We start from the raw sequence: 14740 nt of genomic DNA, 5'->3' as shown, positions 1-14740 counted from the left end.
GCAGATCTATGGATCAGGGATGACATAATATCCCTGAGAGCGACAAGAAATAGTTTACAAATCTTTACTATTAATCCCCACAATAATGATAACACTCGTACTGATAATCACTGGACTGCTTGGCTTTTGGTTGTTTTTTAAAATGGTTGATTTCTTCGAAAAAATTTAAGAAAACACAAAATAGAACAACGCTTACATTAATGTTAGCCATGAAAAATTTAAAAGAAAATAAGGAGTATTCATCTCCAAACAAATGGTCTATGGACCGCATCGCGAAGGTTGTAATGATCATCTTGATACTTATTATGATCTATCAACTGTATCTCGGTTAAATTTTGAAAAAAAAACATGCAAAAATTAAATCAATACCGGGTAGGTATGTACCTTATACTTCACTATAGGGAGATTCGTTCGGAAATTAACCTTCTGATTCGTAAACATAATTTTGCCGGAGCATTACAGGCAGTGGTCAACCACCTTCGTGTATTGAGCGCTGATCGTAATATCGATAAATTGTGCCGGCATATCCATTTTCTGGGGACATTATATAACCGAGGTAATCATTATGTCAAATACATGATGGAGAATTTATTTGTACGATCCTTGGCGGGGCTAAAGCGGATCTACTCGGCAGAAGAATGGACAAGGATTGAATACCGACTTCCCTTGTCTTTTCTGGAAATTCAAAAAAGACAGCAACAGGCAATATATTAATAATAAGACAAATGACAGCTTTATTTATAGTGGCGCTATTGGTTTTTGGATACATTTGTTACGTACTCCTCAGACCCGAAAAATTTTAACAGTACTAAAAAATACCGTAGACGAATTCAGTTTTATCCAAAAGTTCGACAGATTTCTGATGGAAAGAAGGAGATTTCGAATAAGGTAGACAATAAAATCTTTCAAACAACAATTACACAACTGAAATGAATACAGAAATTTTTGGAATCGTTGCAATGTTTATCATCACATTGCTGCTGGGACTTCCACTTGGCAGGTATATCGCCAAAGTATATGCGGGCGAGAAAACGGGGCTTGATCCTGTTTTTCAACCCTTGGAACGTTTATTTTATAAAATTAGCGGTATAAATCCGACCGTACAGATGACTTGGAAGCAGCATTTGGTTGCTCTTTTAACCATAAATTTTGTTTGGTTCCTATTGAGCATGGCCGTATTGATGAATATGAGCCATTTACCTTTGAATCCCGATGGCAACCCAAGTATGTCGGCTGATCTTGCTTTCAATACATCAATATCTTTTCTGGTGAACTGTAACCTACAGCACTATTCTGGTGAAACTGGGGTGAGTTACTTTGGGCAGATCTGGCTGATGTTTCTTCAATTTGTTACGGCAGGTATTGGAATGGCGGCAGCTGCGGTCATTTTTAAAGCATTTAGAGATAAGACCACAACGCAGCTCGGCAACTTTTATGAGTTTTTTCTTAAGTCATGCACGCGGATACTACTTCCAATTTGTCTGCTCATTGCAGCAATTTTTGTCTTTCAGGGAATGCCGATGACGATGGAGGGGAAGGACACCATGATCAATATGCAAGGGGATACTGTGCAGGTGAGCAGAGGACCGGTTGCTGCATTTGTTCCCATTAAACATCTTGGGACAAACGGTGGTGGATTTTTTGGTGCAAATAGCACACATCCATTGGAAAACCCTAACTACCTGACAAACATGGTAGAGATGGTCGCTCAGTTTCTAATCCCTATGGCCATGATTTTTGCATTTGGTTTCTTTATCCGCAAGCGCAAGTTTGCATGGATGATGTTCGCTGTAATGACCATAGGTTTCCTGATCCTGACAATTCCAAATATCAGGATGGAGATCGCCGGAAATCCAGCAGTGGCACATATGGGAATTGACACTTCTCTTGGCGCCATGGAAGGTAAGGAAGTTCGCATTGGAGCTGCTGCATCTGGTTTCTGGAGTATTGTAACGACCATGATTTCAACAGGGTCGGTGAATTCCATGCACGATAGCTATATGCCATTGTCAGGTATGAACGAACTTATTGCAATGATGGTCAATGCATTTTATGGTGGGGTTGGAGCGGGAATCCTCAACTTCTTTATTTTTATCATATTGGCCGTATTTATCAGCGGATTGATGGTCGGCCGTACCCCCGAATTTATGGGCAAAAAGGTGGAAGCCCGTGAGATGAAGATAGCCATGATCGTGGCGTTGGCCCATCCCTTTCTTATCCTTGTCGGTACAGCATTGGCGACCGCTTTTCCAGCGCAGGGAGCATCTACATTAAACAATCCGGGATTCCACGGTTTTAGCGAAATATTGTATGAGTATACCTCTTCGGCTGCAAATAATGGAAGTGGCTTCGAAGGGCTGGGAGACAACACCTTATGGTGGAATATTTCTACGGGTATCGTGCTGTTGCTCGGACGTTTTATTCCGATCATCGGTCCAGTGGCGATCGCCGGGCTTTTGGCCGAGAAGAAATTTATCCCGGAAGGTGAAGGTACACTGAAGACCGATACAAGTACATTCGGGATGATGGTATTTGCTGTGATCGTTATCATAGCAGCACTATCCTTCTTCCCGGCATTGGCATTAGGGCCGATCGCTGAATATTTTTCCATGCAATAATTAAAATAAAAAAAATTTAGAAATGAGCAATCAACAAACATTGTTTCAGAAAGAACTTGTACAACAAGCGTTAAAGCAATCTTTTGTGAAACTAAATCCTAAGGTAATGTTCCGCAATCCAGTGATGTTTACGGTGGAAATTGGAACGCTGATTATGGCCGCAGTTTGTGTTTGGATAATGGCCGGGGAAACCTCACAGGGTGGGCTCGGTTATAATTTCACTGTATTTGTCATTCTGTTCCTGACCTTGCTTTTTGGGAATTTTGCGGAAGCGATAGCCGAAGCCCGTGGAAAAGCACAGGCGGACAGTCTTCGTAAAACCCGTGAGGAGACGCCTGCTAAACTGCAGGATGGCCGGGTAGTTTCTTCTGCACAATTAAAGAAAAATGATGTCTTTGTGTGTCAGGCAGGGGACATCATACCACTTGATGGAGAAATTATAGAAGGGTTGGCGACGATAGACGAAAGTGCCATCACCGGTGAATCTGCCCCTGTCATCCGTGAGGCCGGTGGGGATAAAAGTTCCGTTACCGGGGGAACGAAAGTCTTATCCGACAAAATTGTCGTGCAGGTGACGACAGAACCGGGTGAAAGCTTTCTGGATAAAATGATCGCTTTGGTTGAAGGTGCCAGTCGCCAGAAAACACCGAATGAAATTGCGTTGACGATACTATTAGCGGGGTTCACACTGGTTTTTATTATCGTTACGGTGACCCTCAAGCCATTTGCTGACTATGCCAATGTAGGTATCACGATCGCTTCTTTTATATCGCTTTTTGTCTGTTTGATACCAACGACTATTGGTGGTCTCCTGTCAGCTATTGGTATCGCCGGAATGGATAGAGCATTGCGTGCGAATGTCATCACAAAAAGCGGTAAGGCCGTGGAAACGGCGGGCGATATTGATGTACTGCTCCTTGACAAAACGGGAACGATTACGATAGGAAACCGGAAGGCGACTAATTTTTATCCAGCAAATACGGTTGAAATGGATAGTTTGGTACGTGCCGCTGTTTTAAGTTCTATGGCCGACGAAACGCCTGAGGGAAAATCCATTGTCGAATTGGCGGCAGTAAAACCAGCGAGTTACGGCGTTCAGGAGCCTGTATTTATCAAGTTCACTGCCGAAACACGCAGCTCAGGAATAGACTTTGCCGGCACACGTATCCGCAAGGGTGCGACAGATGCGATACGTAATATCGTGACCAAAGCGGGGAATTCGTTTCCCATCGAAACAGACGAACGGGTGAAGGCCATCTCGCAAAATGGGGGAACACCATTGGTCGTGGCCGAAAACGAACAGGTACTTGGCGTGATCGAATTGCAGGATGTGATTAAACCCGGCATTCAGGAGCGCTTTGAAAGACTGCGTAAAATGGGAATTAAGACCGTGATGGTAACCGGCGATAATCCGCTGACCGCAAAATATATCGCTGAAAAAGCAGGTGTGGATGATTTTATTGCCGAAGCCAAACCCGAAGATAAAATGAATTATATCAAGAAGGAACAGGGCGATGGTCGATTGGTTGCCATGATGGGGGACGGTACCAATGATGCCCCGGCTCTTGCACAAGCAGATGTTGGTGTAGCAATGAATAGTGGTACCCAAGCCGCCAAAGAAGCGGGCAACATGGTGGACCTGGACAATGACCCCACAAAATTGATTGAGGTAGTGGAAATCGGTAAACAATTGCTGATGACCCGTGGTACGCTGACAACTTTCAGTATTGCCAATGATGTGGCCAAATACTTTGCCATTATACCAGCATTGTTTATTACGGCAATTCCAGCACTGCAAGGCCTAAATATCATGCATTTGAACAGCCCTCAGAGCGCTATTCTTTCCGCAGTGATTTTCAATGCGATCATTATTCCGTTATTGATCCCATTGGCGTTGAAAGGGGTCGCTTATAAGCCTATCGGTGCAAGTGCGCTGTTGCGGAGAAACTTACTCGTATTTGGGGTGGGAGGTGTTCTCGTACCTTTTATCGGAATTAAAGTGATCGATCTGCTGGTTGCACTATTTATCTAACATCTTTTAATAAAAATAAAATGAAAACACATATCTATCCAGCTATCAAGATTACCGTGGCGCTCTTGGTACTTCTCGCTGTCATTTATCCAGCTGTTGTCTGGGCGATCGCACAGCTGGCACCCAATCATGGAAAAGGAGCGGTTATAAGCTATCATAATCAGAATTATTATAAAAATATCGGTCAGTCTTTTACCGACGAAACCTATTTCTGGTCCCGACCATCAGCCGTGGCATACAATGCTGCAGGATCGGGGGGAAGCAACAAGGGCCCTTCCAATCCTGAATACCTGACAGAGGTAAAAGCACGTATTGATACCTTTTTGAAAAAAAATCCGGAGGTATCAAAAGCGCAGGTCCCTGTAGACCTTGTCACAGCAAGCGGTAGTGGACTGGATCCCGATATATCCGTGGCAGCAGCAAAAGTACAGGTGGCGCGTATAGCCAAAGCAAGAGCCATAGATGCAAATAGTGTACAGTCCTTAGTGGATGCACATGTGCAAAAGCCACTTTGGGGTATGTTCGGGCCAGAAAAAATAAATGTACTTGAATTGAATATTGCCTTGGATCAGATGACTGAAAAATAAATGCAAAAAGTCTGGCGATACGAAGATCATAAAAGACGATAAAATAATTAAAATAGATGAAGAAAATAATCCTGTTGACCTGCCTTATGTTCGGGTCGACGATATCCATATTTGCCCAAGAAGATACAACAAAAAATAAGACAGTTTCATTCAGTGGGTATGTTGAGGCCTATTATATGCGTGATTTTAATAATCCAATTACCAACACACGCCCTGCTTTTGTTTACAGCCACAACAGAAATAATGAAGTAAATATTAATATGGCATTGTTAAAAGCAACTTATGGTACTGAAAATACGCGAGCTAATGTCGCCTTGGCAACAGGTACCTACATGAACGCCAATTACGCGGCTGAGCCGGGCGTATTGAAGAACATTTATGAGGCCAATGTCGGTGTACGCATTTCAAAAAAACACAATTTATGGATCGATGCCGGTATTTTTTCCTCCCATTTGGGATTCGAAAGTGCCATCGGAAAAGATAACTGGACATTGACAAGGAGTCTTTTTGCCGATAATTCGCCATATTTTGAAACAGGCGCGAAAATATCATACACATCCGCATCAGGGAAATTATTTCTTAGCGGGCTTGTGCTAAACGGTTGGCAACGTATACAGCGTGTCGATGGCAATAGTTTGCCTGCCTTTGGACATCAGCTTGTCTATAAGCCAACCGATAATTTAACCATCAACAGTGGATCTTTTATTGGTAGTGACAAAGCCGATAGTGTCAGACAGATGCGCTATTTTCATAATTTATATGCCATTTATCAGCTCAATAGACAGTTTGGCTTTACAGTCGGTTTTGACATTGGGGCAGAGCAAAAGGAAAAAGGAAGCGGCAGCTATAATGTATGGTATACTCCGGTGCTGATTGCCCGTTATATAGGTTCGGATAAATTTAGTCTTACCGCTAGGGGCGAATATTATCAGGATAAAAAAGGAGTCATTATTTCTACTGAAGCGAAAAATGGTTTCCAGACATTGGGCTATTCACTCAATGCTGATTATTCCATCCTCCCGAATGTACTTTGGCGGATGGAATTACGTAATCTGACAAATAAGGACGCAATTTTCCTCGACCGGAAAAATAATCTGGTAAAAAATAGCACAACTGCCGTGATGGCGCTTGCTGTTAGTTTTTAATTAAAAACAAACCTTGCTGTTGTACGTTGATTCAACAGCAAGGTTAGCGAAATGACACGCAAAAAATGGAAGAAAGAAAAAACGCGGAACATTTTCTGGATCTGATCAAGAAATCCAGACGGGGTAGATTCAAACTCTATATCGGTATGAGTGCCGGTGTGGGGAAAACCTATCGTATGTTGCAAGACGCGCATAACCTACTGCATAGCGGGATTGACGTACGCATTGGTTACATCGAAACACATAATCGAAAGGAGACACACGAGTTGCTGGAGGGAATTCCATTTATTGCAAGGCGCAGCCTTTTCTACAAGGGAAAACAATTGGATGAACTCGATGTAAATGCTGTGCTGAACATTCATCCCGAAGTGGTCATTATTGATGAACTGGCACATACAAATATCGAAGGAAGTAAAAACACGAAACGTTGGCAGGACGTTCTTGAGATTCTCGATGCTGGTATAAATGTAATCAGTGCTGTCAATATTCAACACATTGAGAGCTTAAATGAGGAGGTAAAGGCGATTACGGGAGTGGAAGTGAAAGAGCGTGTACCGGATAGCGTGGTGGATTCGGCTGATGAGGTTGTCAATATAGACCTTACTGCGGAAGAACTTATCACCCGTTTAAAGGAAGGTAAAATCTACGAGTCTTCAAAAATTCAGGCGGCATTACAGAATTTCTTCAAGAGCGAGCATATTCTTCAGTTGCGGGAAATGGCATTAAAGGAAGTAGCCTCGCAGGTGCAGCGTAAAGTAGAAATAGAAGTCCAGCCACAGCGATGGGTACGCAAAGAACGCTTCCTTGCCTGTATCAGTTCCAACGAAATCAAAGCTAAAAATGTAATCCGAAAGACCGCTCGTCTGGCTGGTTATTATAACAGTAGCTGGCTGGTATTGTATGTTCAGGTGCCCGCAGAACGCGCTGATAGGATAGCCCTCAACAAGCAGCGGCATTTAATCAATAATTTTAAATTGGCAACAGAATTGGGCGGAGAAATTGTAAAGATTGAAGCTCGTAGTGTCGCAGATGAAATATTAACCTTATGTGAACAACGACATATTACAACGGTGTGTATCGGAAAACCCAGACTGTCCCTGTTTAGAATTCTACTGTCAACCGACACATTCCGTAGACTTTTGGCGCAATTGTCAAAGAAGGATATTGACCTCATTATATTGTCTTAAAATAATGATATATAGCGTATATGATATCATGAATATAAGTTAATTGACAAACAACGATGAAAATAAAAACGAAACTTACTTTTGGAGTAGGCTCCCTGTTTCTCATGATTTTCCTGCTTGCTACATTGAGCGGTTGGTATGTGTATAGGTTAAAGAAAGATACCGGAAATATATTGAAAGCCAATTATAATACATTGCTTTACGCAAAGAATATGCTATTGGCGCTGGAGGATGTCCCCAAAATAAACGATGCGCTTTCTAGTTTTGAAAACAATCTGAATCAGCAACGGAAGAATGTTACTGAACCTGGAGAACAACAGACTACGGACGCTATTGTTAAGCATTTTGGGCAGCTTAAAAGTAATCCGCAGAATATGATGGTCATATCGACGATCAGGAAGGATATCACTCAGCTGATGCAGCAAAATATGGGGGCTATTTCAGATAAGAGCCTTGTAGCAGATCGTACTGCTGAACAGGCTATCCTGATCATTTCATTTGCCGGGGCACTTTGTTTTATTATTGCTTTTATATTGCTTGTCAATCTGCCATCTAATATTGCTGATCCAATTGCTAAACTGACGGGGAGTATTAGACAGATTGCGGGTCAGAACTATAAGGAACGCTTGCATCTACAGAGCACGGGAGAATTTGGGGAACTGGTCAGGTCTTTCAACACAATGGCAGAAAAACTTGAGGAGTATTCGGAAAGTAAGCTGGAAAAGATCTTAAAAGAGAAGAAACGCATTGAGGCCCTGGTTGACAACATGCATGATCCCGTTATTGGAATTGATGAACATGGACAGGTTATTTTCGCAAACGAAGAAGCGATCAATATCACAACTTTGAAAAAGGAGCAGCTGGTCGGAAGGTTTGCGCCGCTCGTTGCCAACGAAAATGATCTGATAAGGGATATTTTTAAAGACCTTGCGCTTCCACCGGATAAACGGGAAAAATGCCCCATTAAAATTTATGCAAATGAAAGGGAAAGCTATTTTGAAAAGGATATTATAGATATCAATGTATTACCGACGGGCGAAGCTAATCCAACGTTTATCGGCCAGGTGGTGATCTTAAAAAATATCACTACTTTCAAAGAACTTGACCTGGCAAAGACAAATTTTATTGGTACGGTTTCGCATGAATTTAAAACGCCCATCGCTGCGATTCAAATGGGAATCCAGCTATTGGAAAATGAACAGATCGGGCACCTCAACCCTGAACAGGTCGGACTGCTCAAAGGGATAAAAGATGATTCTGACCGCTTGCTTAAAATCACCGGGGAACTACTGAACATGACTCAAGTGGAGAGTGGCGCTATTCAGATCAGTTTACATACAACTGATGTAAGGCCTATTATTGACTATGCCGTGATGGCAAATCAGTTTGCGGCAGATCAAAAGCGGGTAAAATTTGTTTTGGAAATAGATCCCACCATAAATACGGTTGTAGCGGACAATGAAAAAACAGCTTGGGTATTGACAAATTTTCTTTCCAATGCCGTACGTTATTCCTATGAAGATGCCAGTATTCAGATCCGCGTTGAAAAAGTTGAATCGGCGATCCGGTTTTCGGTCACCGACCATGGACAAGGTATTGAACCTAAATACTTAGACAAGATCTTCGAACGTTATTTTCGTGTTCCGGGATCCAAAAAGGGGGGAACTGGGCTGGGGTTGAGTATCAGTAAAGAATTTATTGAGGCGCAGGGCGGTGCAATAGGGGTAAAGAGTGAATACGGTGCCGGAAGTTCGTTTTACTTTTTATTGAGAGCACGCGGTTCAAATAATCCATAACGAATAGTATGGGGTATTTTCAATAAAAAGGCTTCATTATACGGATTGACTTACCAGCTGTAGTTTTATTGTCTGTAAAATGATTTGAAAGACAAATTTGATAAAGCAAATACGGAGTATTAGGTAGTGCCCGGAAACTACCTGTAATACTCCGTATCCGTTAAAGATCGGCTATTAGTTATTGACCAGTGCCATGGCGCCATCACTATAACGTGCGCCTACGTTCGGGTATTTCCGGAGTATATCTTCGATGGTATTTAAATCCGAATCAGATAATTGTACATCGATGGCGCCTGCATTTTCTTCCAGGTACTTTCTTTTTTTTGTCCCCGGAATCGGAATAATGTCATTTCCCTGAGCGAGTACCCAAGCCAGTGCCAATTGTATCGGTGAGCATTGTTTATCTTGGGCCAATAATGCAAACTCAGCGATTAATCGCGCATTATTCACTGCATGTTCGCCCTGATTGCGGGGAAGTGTTCTTCTGAAATCATCTGCTGATAGACCATCTAAATTTAAGGTGTTGGAAAATAAACCTCGGGCCAATGGCGAATAAGGAACCAAGCTAATACCCAGATTACGTACAGTCTGCAGAATTTCTTTTTCCACATCGCGTGTTAGTAGAGAATACTCACTCTGTAGCGCTGCAATAGGATGGACGGAATTGGCTTTGATAATTGAAGCCGGTGATGCTTCGCTTAGTCCCAGGTACCTCACTTTGCCTTCCTTTACTAATTCCGCCATTGCACCCACAGTATCTTCGATAGGTACGTTTGGGTCTACCCGATGAGCATAATACAAGTCTATGGTATCGATGCGAAGGCGTCTTAGGCTATTTTCTACTGCTATCTTTATCCAGGCTGGCGAACCGTCAAAGTAAGTATTTGCAGTACCGCTCGGCCCCGCGGTTCCATCTTTAAAGCGAAAGCCAAATTTGGTCGCAATAAATACTTTATCCCGATTGGGAACGAGAACTTTTGAAATTAATTCTTCGTTGGCGCCATTACCGTACATGTCCGCTGTATCCCAGAAATTTACACCGAGATCCAATGCTTTTTCAAGCGTGGCGATACTCTCTTTTTCGTCAGTGGGTCCATAGGCAAAACTCATTCCCATACAACCCAATCCAATAGCAGATAACTGTTCGTTTGTTGTTCCAAGATTTCTATATTTCATGACTGTTATATTTTGTTCAATACAAAAGTAATGAAGGTATCCCGTGCTTTACTTAAGACAATCAAACAGATAATTATACTATTCAAACAGTCGTTGTCCGCAATTGGTTTGGTGACATTCCAGTATGTTTTCTGAAAAAATTTGTAAAGTAAGAGGGGTATTCAAAGCCTAAACTATAGGCAATATCCGAGATATTCCAATTTGTATGTAAAAGCAATGCCCGGGCTTCTTGGGCAATACGGCCGGCGATATGTGCACTAGTCGTTTTACCTGTTGTTTCCTTAACCGAACGGTTGAGGTGATTGATATGTACTGAAAGAGCGTGGGCATAATCGCCCGGACTTTTCAATTGTAGACCTGTATGAACTGTATTTACTGGAAACTGGCGTTCTAAAAGTTCCAAAAAAAGGCTGGATACCCGGGTAGATGCGTTGGTATATGAACCAAATTCCTGAGCAGGGTTCGATTTCATTGTTTCATGGATCAATAAATGCAGATAGCTGCGCAGGATATCATCTTTATGGGCATAGTCTGAATTCATCTCCGACATCATTTTTTTGAAAATTGTTGAGATTTCATCCAGTTGTTCCGCATTTGGAAAGTAAATAGGGTTGCTCCCTATTTTGAAAAGGGGAGAATCTTTTAAACTCTCTATGCGTTCACTATGCTGGATAAACTCTTCTGTAAAGACGCAATACCATCCAGATTGTGCTGCTGACTCCGGTTCCCAGGCGTAAGGTACGACCGGATTGGCAAACAACATGGCAGGGCGGTCGATCTGTATCCATTTATCAGCGTAATATAATTTGCCGTGGCCTATAATCAGTGAAGTTTTATAAAAATCACGACGATTATAGGGGGAGACCAACGTACAGGATTCTCTGCTAAATACATTGAAATGCCCTATACCTGTATTATTGAGCGGTAAATCTAAGTTTGCAAAGCCCGGTTGCCTTTTGTAGAAATCTGTTACGCTTTCAGCTGAGTTCATAGTACTAAATTATAAAATTCGTTTTACAATCCATGGTCATTTACAGTTCAATTTTTTACTCCGTATGGATGATAATTCCTTTGTTTCTCAGATAAGTATGGAGATAGACGGCCAAACTTACCGTTACCCCCCAATACAGTTTCAATTTTATTGTTTACCATTTATCTTTTTTTGTATTATTGTACAGCTAGAGGATCTTTTGTTAGGTCAACACATCTACTATCACGGGGTAAGTGTTCTAGTTTGATTAAGAGAGGGGTAACGACCCTTATTGCCCCAGCATTTTCTCGAAGATCGAAGATACTTTGAAATGTTAACATCTTTTTCTGAAAACAAATGAGGGCCAACAACAAGCTACCATGATTAAAATATACCATAATAAACAATGTAGCAAGAGCTGCGCAGCGCTGGATTTTTTGCAACAGCATAGCATAGATCTGGAGGTACAAGAGTATCTCGAAGAAGTGCCCAGTAAAGCGGAGCTCATTGAAATATTGTCACAACTCGGACTTAAGCCATTAGCGCTTATTCGAAAGAACGAAGCCTTATTTCTCGAGAAATTTCGACATCTTCAATTGACAGATGAGGAGTGGGTTGAGGTGATGCTGCAAAATCCAATATTGATTGAACGGCCTATCGTTATTAAAGACGGTAAAGCGGTTATCGGACGTCCATTGGATAGCGTCATCGACCTCTTTACATCACGCTCCTTTTAATGGCCTAATAATTGTGCAATTCGTCCTATGAAACATGTGCTAAATATACTTGCAGCGATACTGGATATCTTCAAATTATTTACATAGTTGAAATATCGTTATCCATCTTTTCCAAAAGAGCCGAAATATACTGCCCTTTTTAATGAAATGTATTTTTGAGTCTACAGTGCCGCTGCTTTTGATTAGTCCATTCCGTTTAAATGTAAGTACTTTTTTAAAACGGCAGGTGTAATTAGATCTTATTAATACAGTTATTCCTGTTTTCCTCTTCATCGACTTAACTTCGATAATGATTCTATTTATTCCATTTATCTTCAATCAAATATAAAGTATTCGACTACAAATATAGTGGGACTTCAAACTAATATGGATTTCAAGATAAAAAGTAAATATTTATTTCCAGATTTACAGCAGTAAATTGAAATCTTAAGCTCATAAAGGTGATAATGAGTAGTTAAACTCACTGTGGGGGAGTCTTTTGGGGCTGCGATAAAATTTAAATAGGAATCATTAGCTAAAAATAATATTATAAAACTATGTTTAAATTTTTCAAAGAATTATTGAGTGCAGCCAAGGAGGGAGTAAAAGAAGCGCGGGAGGAACTCGCACAGGAAGCGGAATTGGATAAAGCCAAAAAACAGCAAATTAACAGTAAGGATATGTTGAAAGATATTTCTTATGAAGAGCAATTTGGTACGGCATTGGGAGCGGCATTCCGCGTTATCGTCTTTGGCGATTGGTTTACCGTATTTGGCAGTGCTGGGGACGATAGAACTTATCCGGTTCATCTCTATCAGTTCGGGACTTATCCTAAACAGGCAGAGTACCGTGACGAACTGGCGAAACTATTGAACAGAGACTTCGCTATTGCAGATACCGAAAGCTGCCTGCAGCTATTAGCGGCATATTTTAACTTGCTCGGAATTAAGACAGGGGAGACCGTCCTGGAGGGGCGGGAAAATCAAATCGACAGCGAAAACTGGGATATTGGCAAACCTGGTGTGGATGCACTTGTCATTGCTGTTTGTAGTCATATCACGACTGCTGCAACTGATGTAGGGTATCTGCCAAAATCAGCCGCTTTGGACATACTGAAAAACCTTTCTTCTTACGCAAGATTGCACTTTAAAGATTGGCACTCATTCTCCGAAAAATTTTTAGAAGGAGAACATTATGTTGGGCTGAACAATAAAATCGGGAAATCCTATTTGAAAAGATATATTGGCTATTTAAGGGAAAAAATAGGCAGCCCTTGGAATAATATAGATTGGAACACTCAATCAGTCCAAGATCGTGTGCTGTCGGCTATTGCTTGGACATTTCAGGCCAAATCGTATCATAGTTCCCAGGAATTTGATGCCGATGTTGCGGCGTATCAACGTGATATTTTAGCTGATCAGGCGCAATGGGACGCCAATGAAATTGTGGTGGATGCTCCCGAAATAGAGCTGTGTTATATGTGTTGGATCAAGGATATGGAAGATTTGAATCCAAATGAAACACTATTGGATGATGAAGAAGAGGCTTTTGATGAGGACAATGAAGACAGCGGATACTACCAAGTGGAGATCTGTGCCCGCCTACGCGCATCCAATGAGAAGAATTTTACCGCACTGGATCTATTGTATCAAATGGAGAAACAATTGATAGGCAAGGAATTGGGCGATCACATATTCTTTGAAGGGCTTGACCGTGTCAAGAATCACCCAGGCGATACGCCCTTGTATTATATCAGCTTTGGAAGCTAGTCTTTTTATATCGAGAAACGGAAGTGGGTATCATCCAAAACGGAAGCTTTGATCTCGTTTATTTACCCGTTGGCCATGGAATTCAGCGTATTGAATTAAATTTGGTAATTTTGCGCTGCTAATTAATTACCTTATTATATATTTAGGCGTTTTTTTGATGTCCGGAGAGAAACACAAATGTCGTTTAACAAGAGAAGAATGTATTTATACCTTATATTTTTGGTCGGTTTAGTACTATTTATTGTACTATTTAGCTTGATTTTCAGGAAGTATACTGCTGGATTTAAACCTGAAAATAATCATATCAGTTATGAAGCTTCAGCTGATTTTGTGGGCGAAGAGATCAGAAAGATTTCGTCCCGTCCTTTTCTGTTTGGCATGGAAGATAATCTTGTCAGCGATGAAGATTTCTATTTTGATGATATAAACTTTTATGCTATCGATAATAAACAACAGAGAAAGGCGGTTTTCCCGCTGACGGATATAATCGAACTGAGCAAGACTTCGATAACAATCACCAATGATAGGGTCTGGCAAGTCATTATTCAGAAGGCTGACGATCACAAGATAGTATTTAAATTTACCCATAACTATACCCTATGGAATAAAGATTTCTATAAATTTTATAAGAAAATAGAGGAAGTAAATCCTGCTGCGGTAAAATCAAAATGGAGTCTCTGGACAATGTAAGCAAGATCAGGTATCACGAAAACAAGGATGCGTTGAGACTTGTTATATCGGGTA

General features: G+C 41.4%; 14 protein-coding genes. 12 read left to right on the top strand and 2 right to left on the bottom strand.

Features of this window, described 5'->3' with window-relative positions; translation table 11 throughout:
• Positions 1-209: 209 nt before the first annotated feature.
• The 9 genes from B4G94_RS06765 to B4G94_RS06730 all read left to right on the top strand — a co-directional run bounded on the left by B4G94_RS06765 (position 210) and on the right by B4G94_RS06730 (position 9365).
• Positions 210-332 (top strand): hypothetical protein, encoded by a 123-nt coding sequence (locus tag B4G94_RS06765; protein WP_286857898.1) that lies wholly within the window; start codon positions 210-212, stop codon positions 330-332.
• 16 nt (positions 333-348) lie between these two features.
• Positions 349-714: a DUF7674 family protein gene (locus B4G94_RS06760; RefSeq protein WP_146190961.1), complete on the top strand. Its 366-nt coding sequence runs from the start codon at positions 349-351 to the stop codon at positions 712-714.
• A gap of 11 nt (positions 715-725) precedes the next feature.
• Positions 726-803 (top strand): potassium-transporting ATPase subunit F, encoded by a 78-nt coding sequence (locus B4G94_RS28065; protein WP_104383366.1) that lies wholly within the window; start codon positions 726-728, stop codon positions 801-803.
• Positions 804-929: 126 nt separating this feature from the next.
• Positions 930-2618: a potassium-transporting ATPase subunit KdpA gene (gene kdpA, locus B4G94_RS06755; protein WP_286857896.1), complete on the top strand. Its 1689-nt coding sequence runs from the start codon at positions 930-932 to the stop codon at positions 2616-2618.
• A 22-nt stretch (positions 2619-2640) separates the two neighbouring features.
• Positions 2641-4650, top strand: a complete 2010-nt coding sequence (gene kdpB / locus B4G94_RS06750) for a potassium-transporting ATPase subunit KdpB (protein ID WP_286857894.1) — start codon at positions 2641-2643, stop codon at positions 4648-4650.
• A gap of 20 nt (positions 4651-4670) precedes the next feature.
• Positions 4671-5237 carry a K(+)-transporting ATPase subunit C gene (locus tag B4G94_RS06745; RefSeq protein WP_108632142.1) on the top strand — a complete coding sequence of 189 codons (567 nt, stop codon included), beginning with the start codon at positions 4671-4673 and terminating at the stop codon, positions 5235-5237.
• A gap of 56 nt (positions 5238-5293) precedes the next feature.
• Positions 5294-6382 (top strand): porin, encoded by a 1089-nt coding sequence (locus tag B4G94_RS06740; RefSeq protein WP_286857892.1) that lies wholly within the window; start codon positions 5294-5296, stop codon positions 6380-6382.
• Between the two features lie 65 nt (positions 6383-6447).
• Complete coding sequence (locus B4G94_RS06735) at positions 6448-7569, top strand: sensor protein KdpD (protein WP_286857891.1); 1122 nt, start codon at positions 6448-6450, stop codon at positions 7567-7569.
• Positions 7570-7625: 56 nt separating this feature from the next.
• Positions 7626-9365 (top strand): ATP-binding protein, encoded by a 1740-nt coding sequence (locus tag B4G94_RS06730; protein WP_286857889.1) that lies wholly within the window; start codon positions 7626-7628, stop codon positions 9363-9365.
• A gap of 174 nt (positions 9366-9539) precedes the next feature.
• Here the strand turns inward: B4G94_RS06730 and B4G94_RS06725 are convergent, their stop codons facing one another.
• Both B4G94_RS06725 and B4G94_RS06720 read right to left on the bottom strand, forming a co-directional pair.
• Positions 9540-10541: an aldo/keto reductase gene (locus B4G94_RS06725; protein ID WP_286857888.1), complete on the bottom strand. Its 1002-nt coding sequence runs from the start codon at positions 10539-10541 to the stop codon at positions 9540-9542.
• Positions 10542-10623: 82 nt separating this feature from the next.
• Entirely contained in the window at positions 10624-11532 is a 909-nt protein-coding gene (locus B4G94_RS06720; protein WP_286857887.1) for a helix-turn-helix domain-containing protein, read from the bottom strand.
• Positions 11533-11891: 359 nt separating this feature from the next.
• Between B4G94_RS06720 and arsC the strand changes: the two genes are divergently transcribed.
• From arsC to B4G94_RS06705, 3 genes are all read left to right on the top strand, one after another.
• A complete protein-coding gene (gene arsC, locus B4G94_RS06715) occupies positions 11892-12248 on the top strand; it encodes an arsenate reductase (glutaredoxin) (protein ID WP_108632136.1) in 357 nt (118 codons plus the stop codon).
• Positions 12249-12784: 536 nt separating this feature from the next.
• Positions 12785-13996, top strand: coding sequence for a DUF1266 domain-containing protein (locus B4G94_RS06710; RefSeq protein ID WP_286857886.1), 1212 nt, complete (start codon positions 12785-12787; stop codon positions 13994-13996).
• A 198-nt stretch (positions 13997-14194) separates the two neighbouring features.
• Complete coding sequence (locus tag B4G94_RS06705; RefSeq protein WP_286857885.1) at positions 14195-14686, top strand: hypothetical protein; 492 nt, start codon at positions 14195-14197, stop codon at positions 14684-14686.
• Positions 14687-14740: the final 54 nt, after the last annotated feature.

Source organism: Sphingobacterium sp. UBA7625, assembly GCF_002484085.1.
GTDB classification, from domain to species: domain Bacteria; phylum Bacteroidota; class Bacteroidia; order Sphingobacteriales; family Sphingobacteriaceae; genus Sphingobacterium; species Sphingobacterium athyrii.
Note: the sequence above shows the minus strand (reverse complement) of the source record. Positions and strands in the feature narration are given on the sequence as shown.